The following is a 22,231-nucleotide window of genomic DNA, read 5'->3' on the forward strand; positions in this document are numbered from 1 at the left end:
CGGTTGCTGTCGGGGCAGGTGCGCCGTTGCAACTGTCCTATGTCACGCTGGCTGCGCATGGCGAGTCCCTCGCGGGTATCGCAGCCTCTATGACGCTGTTCCTTCCACGGTCAGTTCGTAAATCGACCAATAAGAGCCGTACACATCCGTCTGCACCAGCTTCAGATAACGTGCCGCTCGCGGCTGCGCCACGACAATCGTTGTCGTCGTTTTCCCAAGGCCCGAAGCGACGGGATCGCCCCATTCTACGCCATCCTCCGACAGGTACAGCTCATAACGCTTGGGGAAGTCATACGGACTGGCGGACGTGTCCAGCATGATCCGGTGCACCGTGTACAGCGCGCCCATATCCACCTCGAAATATTGTCCTGGGCTCTGGGCTGCTCCGGTATCCCAGCGCGTCGCCGGGTTCCCGTCCAACGCGCGCTGCGCCTGTCCCGACCGGTGCGAGGCGGAGGCGGTCCAGTCGCTGCGGTCAAGCTTATACGGCGCGAGCTGGCCTGGCGTCGTCAGGCGCGCTTCGATGGACATGCCTACTGCGCTGCTTCGGGTCGCGCTCAGCCGATAGCTATAGAAGGTTGCGGATTGCAGCCCCGTATCGGTAAATTGCTCCGCGTCAGCGGCCAACTCGGCGACGACCTGCCAGGTTGCGTCGCCGCTTGCGCGGCGTTCGAGGAGGTAACCGTCCGCGCCGGAGACCGCTTCCCAGCCAAGCTTGGCCGTCGACGGCGTAATCTGCAGTAGACGGAGTCCGGCCGCCTGGCCCGGCTTGGCTGGCGGAAGCGTCACAATGCTATCGACAGCGGCAGCCATACCCGCAGCATCGGCGGCGATGACGTTAAGCACGGCGAACTCTCCGGCAAACGGCGAATAGGTTACTTGTACCGCTCCCTCGCCGGCAGCGAGCCCGGCCCCATGCTCCCGCAGCAAATAACCGCGCGCCTGATCCAGCAGCAATACATTATCCGATGCCGTTCCAAACAATACCAGATCGGCATCCTTCGTCCGCCATTGCGGATATCGCCCTTGCGAGCGGTAGGTTTGGAGGCTGCTCACAACCCCATTCGGACCTGCGATGTCCCATTCGACGTCCCGCCCTGCCGAGCTGTAATGGTTAGCCAGCCGTACGGCCTGAGCATAGACGGCCGGATCGTTTTGCTGCGCCTCCGTCAGCGCCATAATTAAGGGTGCGTCGACCCGTTCGGCGAACGAGCCGATCGCATCCGCATCATAAAGCGTTGCGTCGTCGGCCTGCTCCTGCCCTGCCGGCGGCGCGGCGGCGATTTCAACCGTGTATACGCGCTCCAGCCCGCTTAGCAACTCCTTAACCGTGACCTCGTAATTACCGGCAGGACTGTCGGACCGCAGCGGCAGTCGAGCGGTTAGGCCGGTAGCCGAATACACGACCGCGTTGTCCGAGGCTCCGGTATGGACAATGCTGTATTCCAGCGGCACGCCAGCCATTGGCATCGGATTGCGCACCGTTGCCGTCGCTTCGTAGTAGCCTTCCTCATCTATACCGAGGGCGGCTTCGGGCAACGTCATCTCCGCAGGAGGCAGCGCGTACCATTGGAAGCCATGCGCTGTCAGATCGACTTGCTCCGCCTCTGCCGCGGTCAGCTTCCTGCCCAGGCGGACATCGTAGATCGGACGGTCCGTATCCCACGCCAGCTCTCCCGTCTGGCCGAGCAGCCTCTGCGTTGCGCCCGGCGTCTGATTATGCTGCTGATTGACCACGGTCACATACTGGGTATCTCCTGCCATCGTCGGCACCGCCCATACCGTTTCGTCGGCGGAGCTTGCTACAGGCTTCTCGACCGTGGACATGACACTGCGCAGCGCAGCGATATTGGCAGCGTTGCGGTCAAGCAACAGCCTCGTCTGATCGGTATTGCTCTGCGTCACATAGGCTCGAAATGCCATGCTCGTCGATGTGACGTCAACGGAGGGAGGCGCCGCCGACTCAGCGTCCGCGATAATGATCCCGCCATGCAACGTAAAGCGCTCCAGCTCCTGCTCGATCCCCTCATACCACACCCAGCCCTCGGCCTCATCGAGGCCTGTCAGCACGATCGCCTTCATCGAAGACGGCAAGCCGCGCTTCAATTCCTCCGGCGTAATCATTTTGGCAGGCCAGCCTGCGGCATGGGCGGCAAACAGCGCCTCCGTCGCTTTTCCTTCATGCGAGCCTTCAAGCAGCGATTGCTCGCTTGCCGTTTCGCCGCCCGCAACGCCGGACAGCAACGCCTGCTCATTGACATACATGACGCCGATGCTCGGCTGCGGCTCGGTCATGGCATATACGCCGCCGTAGCGATGAATCCAGTCGTACAGCTCCCGCTGCTCCGCAATGATGCCCGGCTGCGCCAGCGCTCCCTTGTCATTAGGCAAGGTATTGGTGCCGATGCTTTGCACGCCGCGCGTCAACGTGAGCGCATAGGCTTTTTCGCGATCCGCCTTGCCAAAAAACAGCCCGAAATCATCCTGCAGCGCCCAGGTCGGCTTGAGCGGGTCGTAGCTCCGCAGCCGATCGATGAGCGACACCAGGTGCAACGGCTTGGAGGAGGCCAGCTCGTTCCAGTCATAAGCCGTCTGCACAGGCAAGCGCTCGTGCATCTCCTTGCCGGGAATCGTCGCCCATGGCCATCCGCCCCTCCCGCCGACGCCTGGCTGGCTGCCATACGACCCCGTCGTCGCCATATAAGCGGGATTGAGCTCGCCCGCAGCTCTGGCGAAGTAACCGTAGCTGTCGTACGTACGGTTATACCGCTGGACATAATCCAGGAATGAGGCATCATCAGCTGCAAAATATTCGTGCGCCTTGGGCGTATAGCTGCCTTGCAGGCTCGGCGCAAGCGGCGTGGCAAGCGGCTGGCCGGCCAGTCGCTGGAACGCTTCATAAGCCGCTCCCCACGGCCGATTCGGATGCGGCGGCGCCCAATCCCAATACGGCACATATCCTGCATTGTCGGCGCCTAGACTAATACCCGCCAGATTCGGATAAGCGCCGAGCCGCTGCAGTCCGAGCTGCACCTCGCGGTACAACGGAGCATGGAAATCGGACAAATACGTGCTGTAGAAGGCCAGATTGGGACTGGCGGCGTTGATGATATCCCAGTCGGTCATCGGCACGAGCCCCAGCGAGACGCCTCGCTTGGCCAGCTCCGACGCGACCGCTTGCAGCTCCGGCGGCGCGCCCTCCGGGCCGTACAATCCATATTCAAAGACCCGATCGTAGCCAGTATCCGCCACATAGGCGGCATAATCGGCGGCAGTGCCGATATCCCGATAAGGCGCAGCGGTCCCGCGATGCTCCGAATGCATGTACCCGCCAGCGCTCATGCCATGCGGCAGGTAGACAAAATTAATGCCAAGCGGCGACCTCGGCACGTCGAGGCCCACGTAATCGGCGATGCTGTCCTCGGCTTCCTCGTATACGGGCGCATCCGGGATCTCGTCCGACAAGGCCTGCACATCCTCGCCCCATTGCTGCGAATGCGGGAATTCGTCCGGCGCGTCGACGCTGCGAATGGTCACGGCAGGACCCGCCCCCGGCAACGTCTGCTCAAAAACGATCGGCTCATCTCGCGGACTTCCGGCGATGACCGGCTCCAGCCCTGCGTCGAATTGGACCGGACCTCTGCCGTTCACCCGCAGCTCGTAAGGCTTGCCCGGCTCATTTTGCGGAAGCAGCAGCGTTAGCGAGCGATAGCTCTCGCTGCCGCTGTTGTAAATTTCCCGGCCATCGTAACGCAAGCTCACGTCGCTTACATCGCCGACAGCGCTCCCTTCGATGCGGACCGGGAACGTCCACAGCTCATAGTCCCATGCCCAGGAACGCGCCGTTCGCGAGGTCGTATACAGGAAAGTCTGGCCCCAGCGCCATTTGACGCCGCGCACCCAATGTCCGCCGGGCTCGAACACATTGTCGTCCTGCCGCTGCAACAGATTCATATTGTCCGGCTGCTCCCGCAGCCACAGCTCGGTCTTGAACTCCGAGCCGTCGGCAAACGGCAGCAGCTCCTGCGTCGTACCGTCGGGCTGCGGGACCGTCAGCGTAATGTCCGGCCAATCGACCGCATCCGGCCCCCCCTTCCGTTCCGCACGGCGATGAATGCTGGCATTGCCCTTCGTCGCAAGTCCGACCGGCGTATCGAACCGTACCAGCCGGAACGTCGAGAGCTTCGTCGGGGCGGTAAAGTCAGTCTCCTCGGCCGGTCTGGTCGCCAGCGCGCCATCGCGGTCCAGCGCAACCTGCCCCGCAGTCAGCGGCGCTGCATAGACGCGGAGATCGTCGATTGCGCCCTGGAAGCCGTATAGCTTCATCGTTCGGGTCGTCGTATCCCAATGCCATTCCGTGCCGAGGAGCAGCGGCAGGTCGTTGGGCAGCATATCAGCCGGGATGCTCGAAGCGGGCGCTTCGCCGATCAATGTCCCGTCCACATAAAAACGAACGCCGCTGTCCTTGTCGAATACCGTGGCGATATGGAACCATTCGCCTGCGCGTATGCGACTCGACGGGTACCACCATCTCATCCAGTTCTCGCCATAGTCGCTGCCGAAATATAGCCGCCCGTTGTCCAGACCGACGTAAAACGTCGTCCCCTTCCAGTTGGCGTCGCGCTTGGAGACAATCGGTAAATATCCGCTTAGGTGATCGGGCTTGATCCAGGCGGTTACCGTAACCGTGGACGACACCTTGTTCAACAGACCCGGCTGATCGATCCGCGCCTGATCGGGTCCTGTCAGATGCAACGCCGAGCCTGCGCCGCTGCGGCCCGGTCCGAGCGAGCCAGGGGCCGTCAGCCGACCGGAGTTCCCCAGTCCGCTCGTATCCGTCAGCTTGAGCGGATCGCTGGCGTCCGGCTCCATGTCGTAGCCGGCAATCAGCGGCAGGCGGATCAAGGGCAGCGTGCGCACAAGCAAGGGAATGCTCGGCGACGACAAATTGCCGGACAAGTCCTCTGCCCGTACCGTCAACACGGCGTCGCTGTCCGGCGACAAGCCGCTTACTGCGGCGCTGAGTCCCTTGACCGAGCTGTTGTACACGCCATCTACATAGATCCGGTAGCCGACGACCGCCACATTATCGGTGGCGGCATCCCACGATAGCGTCAGCTCCGTATCCCGCACAGCCGAGGCGGTCACATTGGCCGGCGTGCTGGGCGGCACATCGTCAGGCGCAAGCCTGCCCGAGAGGTGAAGCTCGTGAATCGACCACCAGCTGCCGGAGGCTTGCACCAACACGATTCGGATGAAACGGGCGGATTGCTCGGGAAACGACAGCTCGGTGATCGCCCCGTTGCCCGTCGCCGTTGCAATCGGCTCGCTCCAGCTCGCGCCGTCGTCGGATACGCGCAGCTCGTAACGGCGCGGGTAGTCGCCGGCAGAGCCCGTCGCATCCATCGTCAGCTTGCTGTATACCTTGTCGCCAGGACCGGTATCGATCTGGAACCAGGCTCCCGGCGTCTGCGCGGCCCCGCTCGCCCAGCGCGTCGCGTCGTTGCCGTCAATCGCACCGCTCGCGTCGCCAGCCGAAGCCGAAGCTTGCCAGAGCGTCCGATTCAACCGGTAAGCCGTGGACGTTGGCAGCGCTGCCGAAGGCGTCGACAGCTTGCCCGACCGGTCAACCGCAACCACCGTATAGCTGTACGCCGTATCCGGCAGCAGTCCTCTGGCGACATAGGACGGCTCGGCGGTATATCCGCTGTAGTCCCCGTCCTGGTACACCGCATAGCCGAGCAATGCGCGATCATCCTGACTTGCCGTCCACGTCAAGCCGATCTCCGAATCAGAGACACGGGATGACGCGAGCGCAGTCGGCGCGGTCGGCGGCGTCAGGTCGGCCTCAAGCGACCCGAGCAACCGCACGTCATGGATCGACCAAAAGCTGCCGACCCCGGAGGCCAGGCGCAGCCGCACATAACGCTCGGTCCGGGGCTCGCCGAGCGCAATCGTCTTCAGCGCCGAGCCGCTCCCCGATGCGATCGGCGAGCTCCACGCCACACCATCGTCGGAGACGACAACCTCATAGCTGCGCATATAGTCGCCGGACGAGCCGCTGGCATCGACCACCAACGTATCGTATACGAGCGGCACCGCTCCAAGATCGAGCTGGAACCACATGCCCGCCGTCTGTGCGGCGCCGCTCGTCCAGCGAGTGGTAGCTGACGCGTCGATGGCCGCGCTTGCAGTACCGGAGCCGTGCGACGCGCTTGCGGTCCATAGCGAACGCTCCAGCTCCGCCGTATCGATCCGCAGGGCAACGCTGTCCGCAGATTCCGAGCCCTGGTCGTCATAAGCGCGTACAGTAAACTGATAGGCGGTGCCCGGCGACAGGCCCGTCGCGACAAAAAACGGCGGCCCGTCCGACTCCCCGATGGACACGCCGTTCCGATATATGCGATAACCGGCCAGATTCGAGCGGTCGGCCTGCTCGTTCCACACCAACGTAGCCGTGTCGGCGGTGCGCCATGCGGATCGCAGGCCAAGCGGAGCTACAGGAATAGATAGCGCTTTCACAACACCTGACAGCGGGGCTTGGTCGGCGTTTGCCGGGCCGTTCGGTTCGACTTCGGCGGCGTTTGCCGGATACGCCGGAGCCATGCCTGCCAACAACGCCAGCGTCAGCAGCGCCGCAAGCGCAGCGGAAGCCAGGCGCCGTCGCCTGCCTTGCCGCTTGCCTTGCTCTCCGCCTTTGCGTTTGCCTTGCCGCGCGCCGCTGCTGCGCGTATTCTCCTCCGGTCGGATGCCGCCGCCCCGGGTCGTGCCGATTATGCCTGATGTTAACATCGACTGGTCCCCCTTCTACCCTTTGATTGCGCCGATCATAACCCCTTTGACGAAATACTTCTGAACGAAAGGATACACAAGCAGCAGCGGCAGCAGCATGACAACCACGCCTGCCGAGCGGATCGACTCCGGCGTAATGAGCTGCTCCAGCTCATGCGGCTGCAAGTTGTTCATGTTTTGCAGCAGCGACTGGTTAGCGATCATTCCCTGCACCAGCACCGCCAGATTATATTTGTCTGCGCTGGAAATGTTGATCAGCAGACTTTGGAAGCCGTTCCAGTAGCCTACGCCGTAAAACAGCGATAACGTGGCGATAACCGGCAGCGACAACGGCAGCACGACAGAGAAGAGCAGACGCCATTCGCCGCAGCCGTCGATCTGCGCGGCCTCCTCCATCTCCGCCGGGATCTGCTCAAAAAACGATCGCAGCACGAGCATATTATAGGCGCTCACCAGACCCGGCAGCCACAACGCCCAATACGTATCCAAAATATGCAGCTCGCGATTGACCAGGTAAGCCGGTATGGTCGGAATGCCAAACAACATCGTAAACACGATCGCCAGCGTAAAAAAGGTGCGCCCGGGAAATATCCGCTTGGATAGCGGATACGCCGCCATAATCGTAAACGCCATGCTGAACAGCGTGCCAAATCCCGTGATGACCACGCTGTTTTTGAAGCTTTGGACGATCGGCGTCCCCTCGATCAGCATGCGGTAGGAGTCGAGGTTGAAGCCGACTGGCCACAACCCGACAAATCCCGAAGCAATCGCTCCGTAATCGCTGAGCGAGATCGCCGCTATATTGACCAGCGGCAGCAGACAGCTTAGGCCGACGATTAGCAACAGCAGGCTGTTGATGCGATAAAACCATTTTTCGCCGCGGGTAGTCCGCACAGCGTCTCCCTCCTTCAGTTACCATAAAGACTGATTAAACCGCTTGGCGACGCGATTGACGCCGACGACCAGCACAAAGCCGATCACCGCTTCGAAAAGTCCCATCGCCGCAGTCACGCTGTATAAGCCGCCCTGGATGCCGACGGTGAAAATATACGTGCTGATGACGTTGGAGACGCTGGAGACGACCGCATTTTGCAAATTGTATACCTGGTCGAAGCCAACCTCCATCACCCGGCCCATCGCCAAAATAAACATGATGCTAATGACCGGCAAGATGCCCGGCAGCGTCACATGCCAGATCTGCTTGCCCTTGCCCGCTCCGTCGATGCTCGCCGATTCGTACAAATGCGGGTCGATGGAGCTGATGGCGGCCAAATAAATGATGGCGGAAAATCCGGCTTCCTTCCAGATCGCCGACCCGAAAAAGATCGGCAGCCACGTTTGTACCGTGTAGAGGAAGGCGACAGGCTCGCCTCCCATGGCCGCAATCCACTTGTTGATGACGCCCGCTTGCGTGCCGAACAACGTCACGACAAGACCTCCGACGATCACCCAGGAAAAAAAATGCGGCAAATACACAAGCGTTTGCATCGTTTTTTTGAACCAGGCGCGTCGGACCTCGTTCAGCATAACCGCCAGCAGGATCGGGAACGGAAAGCCCAGCACAATGCTGAACAGACTGAGCATAAACGTGTTGCGAATAATTTGCAGCGTCTGCGGATTATTAAAAATCATCCGAAAATTATCCCATCCGACCCAGGGGCTCCCCCATACGCCGTCAAACAAATTGTATTGCTTGAACGCAATGATATTGCCGAGCATCGGGATGTAACGAAATACGATAAAGAAAACCGCTACCGGAGCAAACATCGCCAACAGTGGCAGCGTCCGCCTGAGGCGGACTCCCCTTCCGAGCATCGTCGCTCACTCCTCTATACTAAATTGCGACACAGCCTTTGGCCGGTTGACCTCAGCAGCCCCCTGTCGCCTTGCGCAGCTGCCGGGCCAACCATCCGCCACGCGCCTATTTACTTATCCGCATACAGTTTTCTTGCCTCGTCGCCAAATGCGTACAGATCCTCCAACGTAAATGCACTGTCTCCGTTGGCCGCATACCAGTCTGCATAAAAGGCATCGACCGGCGCTCCGCCCGCGCCTTCCCATATCGCTTGGACATCCTTCAGCGCCTGGTCCGCATTATACGTGCCGCCGCCAGCGATCGCCTTTAGCCAAGTATCCTTGATTTGCTGCTCGACATTTTTGACGATGACGGACAGATTTTGCGGCAGGACGGGCAAGTATTCGGGCTTCAGCGTCGGAATCGGACGCTCTCTGGATACGTAGGCTTCATCGGCAGCCACCAGCAAATCGCGCAGCGCCTTCGATGTGTCGGTATCCTGCGGTTTGTTTTCGTTGAACGCGCATTTGCCCAGCAGCAGCTGCGAGGAAAGCATGTTCAGGTCGCCGGTATAGCCAACCTCGATTTTTTGTTTTTCTTCGTCGATCGGAGCCGGACAGCCTTGCGCATTGGGCTTCCAATGCTCGTTTTCGAAGCCGTTCATGATGGTGCGGGCATTGTCGGGCTCGATCATGAAATCAATATATTTCATAATAGCCGCCGTATCCTTGGCCGAAGCGTTGACCGCAGCGACCATCTGGATCGGGCTTCCGATGACAGGGCTGAACTGTCCGAACGACGACGACGGCAGCGGCAGGATCGCCAGCTCGCCTTGCGGATTGTTTTGCTTGAACGTGTCGTAATCGTTGGCGTTGAGCGGCTGGTGCAGATAGATGCCGAGCTTGCCCGTCAAAAAGTCCTGCTTGGCCTTTTCGCCGTTTTTGTCCGCCAGAAAATCCTTGTCGACCACGCCTGCGTCGAACAGCTCCTTCTGGAAGGCGACGGACGCATGGATGCGCTCCCACTCGTGAACAAACGCATCGCCTTCAAAACGCCACATCACCTCGCCGAAGCCAAACATATGCGAGAGGATGGAAAAGCCGTTGCCGCTCAGATTCAAGCCGAACGTATCGGGCGAGCCGTTGCCGTCCGGGTCCTTCTGCGCAAACGCCTTGGCCGTCTCCAGCAGTTCTTCGGCTGTCGTTGGCGCGCTCAGTTTCAGTTCGTCCAGCCAATCCTGGCGAATAAACAGTTGGTGATTGGCAGCAAGCGGCGACAGTCGGCCGATTTCATACAGCTTGCCGTCGTCTTTGGTGCCGAGCTTGCGCAGCTGCGGGAATTGCTCCATCAGTGCCTTGTAGGTCGTGCTGTACTGCTCCACCATGTCGTCGATCGGCTGCAGCAGCTTTTGCGCATACCACTGATTGCGATAGCTGGTATCGTATTCGAGGATCAGATCCGGCGCGGTTTTGCTGGCGAAGAGCATATTCAGCTTTTGCAAGGACTCCCAGCGAGGGACCGGTACATATTCGACGTCGACCGGACCGTTTTCATTAATCCATTTCGTCCAGCGGTTTTCGCTCCAGTCGCCTTCTTCCGGCGGAATATTGTTGCGATCGTACACGGTAGCGGTCAGCTTGCCGCGCGTTTCGGGCTCGTTCGCTCCGGCATTGCCATTTTGCGGCGTCGGTGCGCTGGTTTCTTTATTTGAACCGGCTGGCGCCTCCTCCCCCTGACTGCAACCGGTCAGCGCAATCGCAAGCGCGCTTGCGGCGATCAATGCGCCTCCGCCAAGCCGGCGTCTCCACCCCTGTTTAGTTTTCGTCATCGTGTGTACTCCCCCTCTTATGTTATCGTTCTGCGCTTATCGTCCGCTGAACTAATTGCACTATAACCGGCAACATGAAGCAGTGGCAATGTACAAGATTCGCATGTCTAGCCAAAAGGAAAAACAGCCTCGATTAGCCGAATTCGCCGAGCTAGCCAAACGGAAAAAGCCTTGCTGCGCAAGGCTTTAACCGATGTGTACATGTTGCTTGCGATAATCGCCCGGCGTCGTCCCGACCAGCTTTTTGAACGCCCTGATAAACGAAATGTCATGCGCGTAGCCCACCGAGACTGCAATGTCCTGAATCGAGAGCTCGGTCGTCAGCAGCAAACGCTGGCTTGCTTCAATCCGGATACGCATCAGATAGTCGACCAGCTTTTCGCCGAAGGTTTCCTTGAACAAGCGGCTGACGTATTTGCCGTTCAGACCAAACCGATCGCATAAATGGTTGAGCGACATGTCCGGGTTGGCGTATTCTTCGGCAATATACTGCCTGACCTCGACGATCAGCGCATGATGGCTATGGTCGCTGCGCAGCTCGGCCAGCCGTTCCCAGAACGTCGTCAAGATGCCGAGAAACGCCTCGCGGGCGTCTCCGATCAGGTCGAACGTATCTCTCGCCTCCAGCAACGCCGGTTGCGTCTGCGACTGCCAAAACTCCGCCACTTCGGACGGCAGCAGCGTAAATTCGCGCTCCAGATGCTGCACGAGCAGCGTAAGCAGATGCTCGTATTCATCCCGTGTCCATCGCCGCTCCGCAAGCCCGTCGAACAACCTCTCGTACAGCTCGCGCCATTCCGGCTTGCCGGTGCGAAACGCGATAGCCAGCCGTTGGATAAACGTAAACGGATCGAAGGCGAGATCGGAGCGACTGACGCCGGGTGCAGCCGACGCAAGCTCATCGTAGCGGATGACACGGTTCAAACCGAGTCCAGACTTGTACGCGAGCGCCTCCAGCGCCTTCGCATACGAGCCGGATACGCCTGCCAGCCGTTGCTCAGCCGGACCGATGCCTATCGTGACGGTGAAGGCGAGATTGCTCTCCACCCAGGAGCGCACCTGCTCGGCCTGCAACGCCGCCTGCTCCTCCCAATCCGCTTCCTCATCGGTTGTCCGAACCAACGCCGCAAGTCGATGCTGCTCGATCCACTCTGTCCATATATGGACCGGCCGTCCTTCCGCTACCTCTTGAATCACGCTGCTGAGCACAAACTTGAGCAGATGAAAGTCGCGGTACGAATAGGTTGCGGCAAGCCGATTGTAATGGTCAAGCTCGTAGATGACAACGCCCAGCTCTTGAAAGCCCTCCGGCAAGTCGAACCGTTGCAGCTCGCGGGCCCACTCTTCCTCGTCGACAGGCTTGCTGCCCTCTAGCAGCTCTGCGAAAAAATGTCGGCGGCGAAACAAAGCATCCTCGCGCTGCATTTGCTTGTAGGTGTTGGACTGCTCCAGCAGCCTGTCGAACGTTTGACCGATAAATCCGAACTCATCGGTGTCGGACCGCTCCGCCCGTCGGATTTTTCGCAGGCCGCCGCTATCGCTTGCCTTGTTATCCGTTCCGGCTTTCGGAGGCTGAGACTTTGGCGACAACACCGGTGTCGGCGAATACGGCTCATATGGCCTCTGCTGCGAGTGAGCCTGGATTCGGTGTATCAGCGCCTCGATGGGCCGGTAGTTGCGTCTGGTGACAAAGGTCAGCCAGATCGCTCCCGCCAAAATAGCCAACAGGCCGCCGCCCACCCAGACGTAAGACAAAACCGACGCAAAGCGGAACAACTGCACATCGCGTACGCCGCCCTTGTACACCCAGCCGGTATAAGGCGAGGCGTACTCGGACAATACGGTGCCAGACAACTCGCCCTGCCCGCGCAGGCCGATGATCGGATTATCGCTTCGATCGCGGACATCAACAAAGCTGATGCTGCCCTCGGACAGCTCGGAGAGCATACGCTCGATCGCCGTCAAGCTGATGTTGACGACGACCATGCCCTGGCCGCCCTCCAGCATCGGATATTGACGGACAATCGATACGACAGCCGAAGGAAACAGCTCTTGATGGCGGAATTCCCGATAATGGCGTTTGTCTGATAGCTCGTACAATTGCGCAGCTCCGCCAGCTCGCGGCCTTTTCTCCTCAATAAAGGTGCGGTCGCCGAATTGCTCTAGCGGCATCAGCGTGTTGGCGCTCATGACCATATGGTCCGCGTAGCGATACAAATAAACCGAATCGATAAAAGGATTAAACGATACCATTTGATTGATCTTTTTGGACGTTTCGTAGACGGGATAATAGGAACCGTCCCGCTCGACGGGACGCGGCTGGAAAAACTGGCGAATGCGCTCGTCGGTCTCCATCTCCTCCAGCAGCATCGCGTCGATTTCCCGCAAGGAATAGTCGATCTGCTGAATCAGATGCTGAACAAACGTGCCGTTTGCGTGAATCGTCTCCTTGCGGGACATCTCGCTTAGCATAAAATACGAAAGCAGGATGAGCGCCGAGGACAAGGCAAACAAAATCGGAATATACGAAAACAAAAGTCGATAAAACCAGGGCTTGCCCACGATGCAATTCGCCTCCACATTTGCTAGCAGCTGGACGGTAAACATTTTCACAACCATTATAACAGCGGCAACCAATGGCGCATAGTCGTAAAATCTCGCGGGATAGAATAGCAAAAAAAGCAAGCACGGTGGGCTCACCCTGCACTTGCTTTTTTCAACTTCGATTGCGTTCTTCCATCCAGTATTAGCATTACAGTTTCGGTCGCTCCATCGAGTTGGTGGGCACGCTTCGATTAATACAATTGCCGTTGTTCTATAGAATCTCGGATGCAATTGATTAGTAAATAAAGTTAGGCGAGTAGGTCACAACACCATATTTATCGTAGCTTTTAAAATAAGGGGTAACCTCCACCCTATATGTTCCCTTCCCAAAACTACCCAAAAAAATAGATGATTGAGGCCGTAAAGATGGCGTTTTCCAAGCTGCACTTTTCACGAGCCCCGTATTTGCGACTACTTCACTTGTAAAAACAGTATTCCAAGATCCCGAAACATTCTTTTGATATCTAACTCGATAATTGAGTTCACCGTACGCATAATCATCCCAACTGACAGTCACTTGGCTACTGCTAGAATTCACAGAAGAAGTGAAATTACTAGCGTACCCGTTGCCCATAAAGTTGTCCATACGAGATACGTCTAACGTGGTAGGACCTGTATTACTATCACAATTACCACCATTCATAATTGTATTTTCGGAATTACATAAGCTCCCTGCGCTTCCATCATCCCTATATCTTTCATGTAAGCCCAAGTAATGTCCAATTTCATGAGCCGCTGTTCTTGTTCTATTAGAAGAGTTACTCGTTATGGTGATGCTGGAACTTAAGGTGAAATTCGCATTTCTTGTCGGATCATTATAAACTGAGGTAATAGAGTGACAACCACCTGAACCGGGTGAACAAACAGAATCAGAGTAATCAAATATTAAATCATTTCCAGTACCAGAAATCCTGACTTCAGGAACCTCTGAGTTCCAATTATTAACAGCGTTTGTTACGTTGGTACTAATTGTTGTTGAGTTAATTCTATAGGTGGTTACAGCCCCGTTTATCATCCAATAACTTGCCCTAGATTCATCTCCTGCAAACAAAGATAACTGTTTGTTGTAGTCCATAACAAGCCAAATATGATGGTTTGCAGAAACTACGGGCGTTAGTACTAGTAGGTAGATTATAGAGACAATTAAGGTATAAGACAACTTTTTACTCATACTTAAGCACCCCTCCCAAATATCCTTTAATGGATTGATTCAAAAAATCAAATGGCCTTTTATCAATTTCATCAAGAATAAGATTCACGACTACACCTGTGTGCTCTGCAATCATAATAGTTGAATTTCCATTTTGAATAGCGTAATAAGGTAAATGACTTCTTGTTTCCTCTTTCATTTCCAAATAATCGTCGTTCACTACATAAGCTTTAACAAATGCTTGATCAGGCAGTCTAACTATTTTTCCGAGAATTGATATATTAGATCCTTTTGTAGATTCTCCGGACAAATGTTGGATAAGACCCTCTGCTTCTGCCCAATTCTTAAACTCTTCTTTCCATTTTAGTTGATCTTCATAGGAACTATTTAGATCTAAGGTGTTGGGAAAAGCTTCGGGTTGATCCACAGAAACTATCGACAATTCCTCATTTGGATCATTTAATGAATAAGGGTGTGACGAATCAGTCCTCTCTGATGCTATAACTATGGAACTGATGCAAGCCATAAGAACTAACAATAACAGGGGAGAAAATACAATTATACTTTTCTTCATAAAATTACCTCCAATTCTCACAATTTAATAATTACAAATCCACAAATCCATCACTATAAAACCAATAATACTATGGTCTTTTTAACAAACCAGTTAAATCATCTTTACTTTGTTTATAAAATATCAACTCTGATTTTTTGCCTTTTTTATTAAGATATACTTTTATGGGTTCGTCATCAGTTGCCCAATTGATCGACCAACCATCCTTCTCCAAAATATTTTGAAACCAATTAAGCGTTTCATAGTGAGACAAGGGGACTCTAAAACAAATATCTTCAGTTCCAAGAGCTACAGTCGGGCACAAAGAATTATCCTCTTGGGTTCCATGCGGCAAAGGGATCTCCCCTGAATCACACGCAGTAGACAATGTAACAATACATACCATAAGTAACAAATAAAATTTCTTTATCATTTGTCACCTCCATAGATTAAAGGTGCTTTTCATATAAAATAAAGTCATTTGTATAGACTTGCCTAATTACTTATAGCATACCAAGAGGAGGTTCTATCTTATGTTATTAACACTAAAATTATCATAAAATACATTATATAACTAGTGTCCCAAGACCCACATCCCTACAATCCTAGTTAATTTCCTTTTTCGTAATTTGTTGAATTTCGTCAAAAAAGCCAATACTTCATCTACCAAAAGTCTTTTGCTAAGTCCAATGTAAGTGTCTTCAGGTCCCTCAGATTTCACCTCGCGGTGGACATCCCTGTTTGTTGGTTTTTCGTTGGGACTTGCCGGCGTCGCTCTGGGCTTCACCTTAGAGATGACGCCCATGTTGGGCGTACAACAAAAGGGAAGCGAGGTGTCAGTCGCTTCCCTTGTTACGCTTTAATAAAGATCGAACATATTAACCGGATGGCCGAGCTCCTTCAGATAGTTGAAGAGCTGGGCCCGGTGGTGCTGGAGATGGGTCGTGATCTCGATGAGCCATTTGGCCTGGGCCGTCGGATGGTCGATGTAGAAGGGAGTGGTCCGTCTGGAGAGGAACTCCTCATCCGGCAACGCCTCCATGTAGCTCCGCAAGCTGTCCAGGCCAGCGCTCATCCGCTCGCCCAGCTTGCCTGCATCGGCGCCCAGCGCTCTGAACTCGTCCTCCAGCTGGACGACCTCGGCCTCGGTATGCTCCTGCAGGATCATCAGATCGGTGGAAGGGATGGCGGCCAGATGACAGACCAGCTCCTGGACGGTATTCATGTTGTCCCGCTGTTGCGGGCGGTAGCTCCACTCCTCCTCCTGGATGCGCTCCATCAGCTTTCTGGACGTGCGCACGATATTCTCCAGTTCCTCGAACAGCATCGCCTTCATCCGCTGCACGCCGCTCTGACCGTCCATCGCGGGATTGCCGCCTTGTATCGATTGTTGGTTCTGTGTTGTCATTAACCTCACGCTCCATTTCATGGGATAGATGGACGGGCCGGGTCGCCCGCCCAGTTACATCCTTAGTGTACACGTTAATCGTGACAGATCCTGTCATAGTTGCTTTGACGATGGCTCTTCATGCTATATAATGTGAAGAACATGCAACAGATTAGGAAAAAGGGGGCGCAAGGATGAGCAAGTCGAGACGGCTGATCGAGCTGATGATGGCGGTGAATCGGATGCGCAAGTTCACGGTACGCGAGCTGGCCGAGCAGTTCGAGGTATCGCCGCGGACGATGCTGCGCGACTTGCAGGAGCTGAGCGCGCTTGGCGTGCCTCTCTACTCCGAGGTGGGACCGCATGGCGGCTACCAGGTGCTGAACGAGCGGGTACTGCCGCCGATCGCCTTTACAGAGGAAGAGGCGGCAGCGATGTTTTTTGCCAGCCACGCCTTGCGCCACTATCGGTATCTCCCCTTCGAGGACGCATCGGCCTCGGCCTTGACGAAGTTCTACAACTATATGTCCTCGGATGTGCGCGATCGGATCGACCAGATGAAAAACCGGGTCGACTTTTTCACGCCGCTGCGCAATATGCGGGAGCCCAAGCTCAGCGCCTTGCTGCAAGCCGCCGTCGACCAGCAGGTGCTGGCAATCGAATACGAGTCGCGCAGCGCCAAGCTGTGCCGCGATATCCAGCCGATCGGCATCTACGCCAGCAACGGGCTATGGTACTGCCCGGCCTATTGCTTCACTCGCAACGACATTCGTCTGTTCCGCTGCGACCGGATCCGTCTGGCCGACCATCCGCCGACGGCGGAGCCGCGCGACCTGACTCATGTCCATCTCGGCAATTGGCGAGAGTCCGAGGCGGACTATGCCGAGCTGCTCTATGTAGCGGAGTTGACCCGCGAAGGCGTGCAGCGCTGCGAGACCGAGCTGTATCCGATCCCAGCGATTCAGCTCCGCGAGGACGGCAGCGGACGGCTGAGCCAGCTCATGCCGGCATCCGAGCTGTCCTACTTCGCTGCCTTTTTCGTCGGACTAGGCCTTGAAGCCCAGGTGCTCGAGCCCCCAGAGTTGCTCGACCACATGCGCGAGCTGCTGCTACAGATGAATAGCCGGTACGGCCTGCCCGCCGAGCGCGCAGCAGACTAGCCCTTCCCATAGATCAGCCAATCAGGAGGATGACATGCAATTTCAAGCAGTGTATCAGGAAGGAGACGTATTCCTTCCGAAGCTCGAATTCGAGATGAGCTTCAGCCAGACCGGCATTATAACAGACTTGAAGCGAACGCAGCTATTGATCGACCAGCTAGCGGATCGCTCCGAGTTTTTCATTCTGCGGGCGCAGCAAAACGAGTATTTGCAATTGACGGTCGAAGAATTGATCACCTTCTTAATCAATATAAGCGAACGGGACGAGCGCGCTGCGCAGCTGCTCGACTACTTCGCCTTGCAGGACGAGCGGAAGGTGAAAATCAAGCAACTCAGTCCTTCCAAACGAACATATGTCACCCTGCTGCGCGTCTATTTTGCCCATCAGCCTACGCTTGTATTGGAGGAGCCTTATTTTTTCCTGGAAGAGCAAGATCGACGCCAGCTGAAGCGGATATTGGACGACCTTGCCATCGGCAAGCGTATTTTAATTTTGACCTCGAATGTCGAGGATGCCCTTATCTCCTGCGACCATATTTATCGTTTGGACAAGCTTGGCTTCCATCCTCTGGATATCCGAGATGCGGAAGATACGAAGCCGGAAGCCGCGGAGCAAGAACAGCCCAACATCACCTTGCAGAAAATCAACACGAAAAAGGAGGGCAAGGTCATCTTGTTCGACCCGCCCGAGATCGATTATATCGAAAGCGTGGACGGCTCGATCCTGGTCCATGTCGATGGCGAAAACTACGAATGCGCGCTGACGCTGACCGAGCTTGAACAGCGACTTTTGAATTTCGGATTTTTCAGATGTCATCGTTCGTATATCGTCAATCTGCAAAAAGTAAGAGAAATTATTACGTGGACCAAAAACAGCTACAGCCTGCGATTGAGTACCAGCAAACCGGCTGTCGTGCCGCTGTCCCGTTCAAAACTGCAGGAATTGAAGGCGCTGCTCAGCCTGTAGCGGGTACCATTCAGCCGAAATTGGCTACATTTCAGCCGTTTTTTGTCGCTCGCCTGCCGGAATCGTCCTATACTGAGGCCATGAACGCAAAAGGATGTGATGGTGATGGACGTGATCCAGGTCGAACAGATTCGGAAAACCTTCGGGGCGAGGGACGCGCTCAGCGATGTCTCCTTTTCGGTGCCTAAGGGTGAAATCTTCGGCTTCCTCGGGCCGAGCGGCGCAGGCAAAACAACGCTGATCAAGCTATTGACCGCCCAGCTCCATCCGACCCGCGGGCAAGCCTTCGTATTGGGCAAGCCGGCGGCGATGATGCAGCAGTCCGAACAAAAGATGCGCTTCGGGATATTGACGGACAACAGCGGTCTGTACGAAAGACTGACCATACGTGAGAATCTGGAATTATATCGCCAGCTCTATGATCTGCCTGCGTCAACGATCGAGCGGGCGCTGCAGTTCGTCAATCTGAATGGAGATCACAAAAAGAAGGTCCAGCTCCTGTCGAAAGGGATGCGTCAGCGCGTCCTGCTAGCCTGCGCGATGATTCACGAGCCGGAGCTATTGTTTCTGGATGAGCCGACCTCGGCTCTCGATCCGGTCAATGCGGCCCATATCTACAAAGGCTTGCGCTACTTGAACGAGAACGGGACAACGATTTTTCTCACGACGCATAATATGGCCGAGGCCGAGCTGCTATGCCATCGTGTAGCCATACTGTATCAAGGACAGATCCAGGCCCTCGACACCCCCAAAGCGCTAAAAAAGCAGCATCGGGATCCAGTCATTCGCGTCGACCTCATCAATGGCGACATGCATGAGCTTCCGATCGATGAACGCTCGGCCGATCAAATCGCCGAATGGATGAAGCGCGGATGCATTGACAGTCTAGCAACAAAAGAGCCAAGCCTGGGCGACATTTTCATTAAGATGACAGGAAGTGAGCTGCTATGAACCTCTCGGCGAGACGTGTGCGGGCGATCTTCGTGAAAGACTACAAAGAATTTTCACGGAATTACGCCCTCTCCATTTTGTTGGTTTTCCCCTTGGTTTTTGCCGTTATCTTCCGTGCCGCGGGCGCGTCGTTGCCCGGCGCCATCGGGTTTCTGCTTAATATTTCGTTTGTCACCCTGACCTCCTTCGTTCAAGCTTGCCTGATCGCGGAGGAGAAGGAACGCAACACGTTGCGCTCCTTGATGATGACACCCGCTACGAGGCTCGACGTCTTAATCGGCAAAAGCGCTTTAGTTGGGGTGATGTCCGTTGTCGTGCTGGCGATTTCGCTTGCCATATTTGGTTATGAGCCGGCGAGCTGGTGGGCCTTTGTTGTTGCCAATTTGCTATCGATCATCCTATACATCGCGGCAGGGACGATATGCGGTCTCTACTCCAAAACCTTGCTTGATGCGTCGCTCACCATCCTTCCCGTCGCGCTTATCTTCTCCGGTGCGCCGTGGGGCGCCTATGTAGCGGAGGATTATCCGATCTTCCGGGTGCTTGATTATATGCCGAGCAGCCAGCTCGTCCATTTGCTCAATGTGCCGCACACAGGCTATGCCTGGACCGACTTGTTCACGCCCCTGTTGTTCATATTCGCGTGGACGGTTGTATTGACTGTTGCAGCTTTGGCGCTGTATCAGCGTCGCTTGAAGGATGAGTAGTGCGACACAGACTATTAGGGGGGAGTAATACCGATGAAGGCAGCGGTCAAACTGTGGCAGCATTGGAATGAAGGCGAAGCGAGGCAGCGTCTCGATCGCTATCGCGCAACCGTAGCGCGCATCCGGCAACGCGACAGACAGGCCTGGGATGATCAACGTCTGCAAGCGGAGTCGCTCCGGCTGCAGGAGCAAGCACGCTCTGGCGTCCCGCTGGGCGAGCTGCTCGTCGATGCCTATGCGCTCGTCTCCGAGGCGGCGAAGCGGACGCTTGGCCTGTCGCCCTACGATGTTCAGCTCATCGCCGCAATTGCGCTGCACGAGGGCTACTTGATCGAACAGCATACCGGCGAAGGGAAGACGCTCTCGGCCGTCATGCCCGCTTACCTGCATGCGCTGACTGGCAAGGGCGTCCATGTGCTGACGTTTAACGATTATTTGGCCCATCGCGATGCGCATTGGATGGGACCGCTCTATACGTTCCTCGGCCTCTCGGCAAGCGCGGTGCAAGCAGGCATGAAATTATCTGACAAACGACAAGCCTATGCCTCGGATATTACGTATGTGACCGCCAAGGAGGCGGGCTTCGATTATTTGCGCGACACGATCGCACTCGACCCAGCCGATGTCGTGCACCGTCCGTTCCACTATGTCATCGTCGACGAAGCCGACTCGCTGCTGCTCGATGAAGCGCGCGTGCCGCTCGTCATCGCTAGCGAGCCGGGCGCCTCCGGCGAGGACGGCAGCCGATTTGCTACAGTTGTCAGGCAGCTCCAGGCAGACGAGCATTACGACTTCGACGAGTCTGGGCGCAATGTCTATCTGAACGAAGCTGGCGCAACCCGGGCGGAGGCCTTGCTCGGATGCGACAATCTGTACGAAAACCGTCACAGTCATGTATTGATGGCTCTGAACTGCGCGCTCCATGCGGAGCTGCTCCTGCATCGGGACGTCGATTATATTGTGCGGGACGGCAGCATCGAGCTGATCGACGAGTACACCGGTCGCGTGGCGGACAACCGCCATCTGCCGGACGGGCTGCAAGCCGCGCTCGCGGCCAAGGAAGGGCTGCCCTTCAAAGCCGGAGGCAAGATTCTCGGCACGATCACCCTGCAGCATTTCCTGAGCCTCTATCCGAGCCTCTGCGGCATGACCGCTACCGCTCAAGCTTCGGCGATGGAGTTCGAAGCGATCTATAACCTGGACGTGGTGAAGATCCCGCCGAATCGCCCGAACCTGCGGATCGACCATCCGCACCAGGTCTACACCCATAAGGAAGCCAAGCTGAAGGCGCTGCTGCGAGAAATCTCGGCCGCCCATGCGAAGGGTCGCCCTGTCCTGATCGGCACGTCGAGCGTCGGAGAGTCGGACTCGCTGGCCGAAGCGCTGACTGCTGCTGGCGTACCTTGTCATGTCCTCAATGCCAGGAACGATGCCAAGGAAGCCGAGATTATCGCCAAAGCGGGAGAACTCGGAGCCGTCACCGTGTCGACCAACATGGCGGGGCGCGGCGTCGACATCCGGCTCGGCGCCGGCGATCCCGTGCAAGCGGAGAGGGTCGCCAGTCTGGGCGGGCTATACGTCATCGGCACGCATCTGCACCAGAGCGTACGCATCGACGACCAACTGCGCGGGCGATCCGGCCGCCAGGGCGACCCGGGATCGTCGATCTTTATGATCAGCCTGGAGGACGAACTGCTGCTGAAGTTCGACATCGACCCGGCAATCCGCGAGCTCAGGCAGGACGAGCCGCTCGACGAATCGCTGCTCCCCGGCAAGATCGCCCATATCCAGCGTATCCTGATGGGGCAGAACTTCGAGCTGCGCCAGGAGTTGAACAGCTATTCGGACATGCTCGAGGATCAGAGACGAATGCTGTACGAGGAGCGGCTGCGCATCTTGACCGGGGAGACGCCGATGAGCCCTTCCGAGCAGCGAGTGCGACTATTCTATATCGACGCTTGCTGGGCGGACCATCTAGCCTATGCCGCTTACGTACGCGAAGCGATCCATCTGACGAGCCTCGTCCATCGCAGTCCGATCGATGAATATCATGCGCAGATTATCGAGGCGTTCGAGCAGATCCCGGCCAAGATCGAGCAAGCGACGGCGGACATGCTCGCCAGACTCGGCGGCTCCGACGATCCGGCGAGCTGGGAGGCGCTCGGACTGCACAGCCCCCCTTCTACCTGGACCTATCTCATGACCGATCAATATACATCCTACCTGCAAAATCCGCTCAAATGGGGCCCCCTCACGCTCGCCGCCTATTATCTGCGCAAGCTGGTGCGGCCGGTATTCGGGTGGAAGCCGTTCTAGGGCGTGTCTGCAGACACGCCC

General features: G+C 56.6%; 14 protein-coding genes. 5 read left to right on the forward strand and 9 right to left on the reverse strand.

Annotated features, from left to right (window positions below; all coding sequences use genetic code 11):
- Nucleotides 1-87: 87 nt before the first annotated feature.
- The 9 genes from PA598K_RS24130 to PA598K_RS24170 form a co-directional block, all read right to left on the reverse strand.
- Nucleotides 88-6,792: a discoidin domain-containing protein gene (locus tag PA598K_RS24130; RefSeq protein WP_128659410.1), complete on the reverse strand. Its 6,705-nt coding sequence runs from the start codon at nucleotides 6,790-6,792 to the stop codon at nucleotides 88-90.
- A 15-nt stretch (nucleotides 6,793-6,807) separates the two neighbouring features.
- Complete coding sequence (locus PA598K_RS24135) at nucleotides 6,808-7,686, reverse strand: carbohydrate ABC transporter permease (RefSeq protein ID WP_128659411.1); 879 nt, start codon at nucleotides 7,684-7,686, stop codon at nucleotides 6,808-6,810.
- Nucleotides 7,687-7,704: 18 nt separating this feature from the next.
- Nucleotides 7,705-8,607: an ABC transporter permease gene (locus PA598K_RS24140; protein ID WP_128659412.1), complete on the reverse strand. Its 903-nt coding sequence runs from the start codon at nucleotides 8,605-8,607 to the stop codon at nucleotides 7,705-7,707.
- Nucleotides 8,608-8,717: 110 nt separating this feature from the next.
- Nucleotides 8,718-10,415, reverse strand: coding sequence for an extracellular solute-binding protein (locus PA598K_RS24145; protein WP_128659413.1), 1,698 nt, complete (start codon nucleotides 10,413-10,415; stop codon nucleotides 8,718-8,720).
- A 186-nt stretch (nucleotides 10,416-10,601) separates the two neighbouring features.
- Nucleotides 10,602-12,977: a helix-turn-helix domain-containing protein gene (locus tag PA598K_RS24150; RefSeq protein ID WP_185602197.1), complete on the reverse strand. Its 2,376-nt coding sequence runs from the start codon at nucleotides 12,975-12,977 to the stop codon at nucleotides 10,602-10,604.
- A 277-nt stretch (nucleotides 12,978-13,254) separates the two neighbouring features.
- Nucleotides 13,255-14,190, reverse strand: a complete 936-nt coding sequence (locus tag PA598K_RS24155; protein ID WP_128659415.1) for a hypothetical protein — start codon at nucleotides 14,188-14,190, stop codon at nucleotides 13,255-13,257.
- A complete protein-coding gene (locus PA598K_RS24160) occupies nucleotides 14,183-14,743 on the reverse strand; it encodes a hypothetical protein (protein WP_128659416.1) in 561 nt (186 codons plus the stop codon). The genes PA598K_RS24155 and PA598K_RS24160 overlap by 8 nt, the downstream gene beginning before the upstream one ends.
- A gap of 70 nt (nucleotides 14,744-14,813) precedes the next feature.
- Nucleotides 14,814-15,155 carry a hypothetical protein gene (locus tag PA598K_RS24165; protein ID WP_128659417.1) on the reverse strand — a complete coding sequence of 114 codons (342 nt, stop codon included), beginning with the start codon at nucleotides 15,153-15,155 and terminating at the stop codon, nucleotides 14,814-14,816.
- A gap of 426 nt (nucleotides 15,156-15,581) precedes the next feature.
- Nucleotides 15,582-16,130: a DinB family protein gene (locus PA598K_RS24170; RefSeq protein WP_260405577.1), complete on the reverse strand. Its 549-nt coding sequence runs from the start codon at nucleotides 16,128-16,130 to the stop codon at nucleotides 15,582-15,584.
- 173 nt (nucleotides 16,131-16,303) lie between these two features.
- On the opposite strand from PA598K_RS24170, the gene PA598K_RS24175 reads away from it, so the two are divergent.
- From PA598K_RS24175 to PA598K_RS24195, 5 genes are all read left to right on the forward strand, one after another.
- A complete protein-coding gene (locus PA598K_RS24175; RefSeq protein WP_128659418.1) occupies nucleotides 16,304-17,269 on the forward strand; it encodes a helix-turn-helix transcriptional regulator in 966 nt (321 codons plus the stop codon).
- 34 nt (nucleotides 17,270-17,303) lie between these two features.
- Nucleotides 17,304-18,236: a LytTR family transcriptional regulator DNA-binding domain-containing protein gene (locus PA598K_RS24180; protein ID WP_128659419.1), complete on the forward strand. Its 933-nt coding sequence runs from the start codon at nucleotides 17,304-17,306 to the stop codon at nucleotides 18,234-18,236.
- A 105-nt stretch (nucleotides 18,237-18,341) separates the two neighbouring features.
- Nucleotides 18,342-19,187, forward strand: a complete 846-nt coding sequence (locus tag PA598K_RS24185; protein ID WP_128659420.1) for an ABC transporter ATP-binding protein — start codon at nucleotides 18,342-18,344, stop codon at nucleotides 19,185-19,187.
- The gene (locus tag PA598K_RS24190; RefSeq protein ID WP_128659421.1) at nucleotides 19,184-19,894 is read left to right on the forward strand and encodes an ABC transporter permease; all 711 of its coding nucleotides are present in this window, start codon (nucleotides 19,184-19,186) and stop codon (nucleotides 19,892-19,894) included. Before PA598K_RS24185 ends, PA598K_RS24190 begins: the two co-directional genes overlap by 4 nt.
- Before the next feature lie 33 nt (nucleotides 19,895-19,927).
- Nucleotides 19,928-22,210, forward strand: a complete 2,283-nt coding sequence (locus tag PA598K_RS24195) for a preprotein translocase subunit SecA (protein ID WP_128659422.1) — start codon at nucleotides 19,928-19,930, stop codon at nucleotides 22,208-22,210.
- Nucleotides 22,211-22,231 lie beyond the last annotated feature (21 nt).

Origin of the sequence: Paenibacillus sp. 598K, assembly GCF_003851045.1 — a bacterium.
In the GTDB taxonomy this organism is placed as follows: Bacteria; Bacillota; Bacilli; order Paenibacillales; family Paenibacillaceae; genus Paenibacillus_D.

Excerpts from the sequence above, each read along its gene's own strand:
- PA598K_RS24170 (WP_260405577.1), bottom strand. The coding sequence starts at position 16,130 with ATGACAACACAGAACCAACAATCGATACAAGGCGGCAATCCCGCGATG.
- PA598K_RS24130 (WP_128659410.1), bottom strand. The coding sequence starts at position 6,792 with ATGTTAACATCAGGCATAATCGGCACGACCCGGGGCGGCGGCATCCGA.
- PA598K_RS24160 (WP_128659416.1), bottom strand. The coding sequence starts at position 14,743 with ATGAAGAAAAGTATAATTGTATTTTCTCCCCTGTTATTGTTAGTTCTT.
- PA598K_RS24155 (WP_128659415.1), bottom strand. The coding sequence starts at position 14,190 with ATGAGTAAAAAGTTGTCTTATACCTTAATTGTCTCTATAATCTACCTA.
- PA598K_RS24175 (WP_128659418.1), top strand. The coding sequence starts at position 16,304 with ATGAGCAAGTCGAGACGGCTGATCGAGCTGATGATGGCGGTGAATCGG.
- PA598K_RS24195 (WP_128659422.1), top strand. The coding sequence starts at position 19,928 with ATGAAGGCAGCGGTCAAACTGTGGCAGCATTGGAATGAAGGCGAAGCG.
- PA598K_RS24190 (WP_128659421.1), top strand. The coding sequence starts at position 19,184 with ATGAACCTCTCGGCGAGACGTGTGCGGGCGATCTTCGTGAAAGACTAC.
- PA598K_RS24180 (WP_128659419.1), top strand. The coding sequence starts at position 17,304 with ATGCAATTTCAAGCAGTGTATCAGGAAGGAGACGTATTCCTTCCGAAG.
- PA598K_RS24185 (WP_128659420.1), top strand. The coding sequence starts at position 18,342 with ATGGACGTGATCCAGGTCGAACAGATTCGGAAAACCTTCGGGGCGAGG.
- PA598K_RS24165 (WP_128659417.1), bottom strand. The coding sequence starts at position 15,155 with ATGATAAAGAAATTTTATTTGTTACTTATGGTATGTATTGTTACATTG.
- PA598K_RS24145 (WP_128659413.1), bottom strand. The coding sequence starts at position 10,415 with ATGACGAAAACTAAACAGGGGTGGAGACGCCGGCTTGGCGGAGGCGCA.
- PA598K_RS24140 (WP_128659412.1), bottom strand. The coding sequence starts at position 8,607 with ATGCTCGGAAGGGGAGTCCGCCTCAGGCGGACGCTGCCACTGTTGGCG.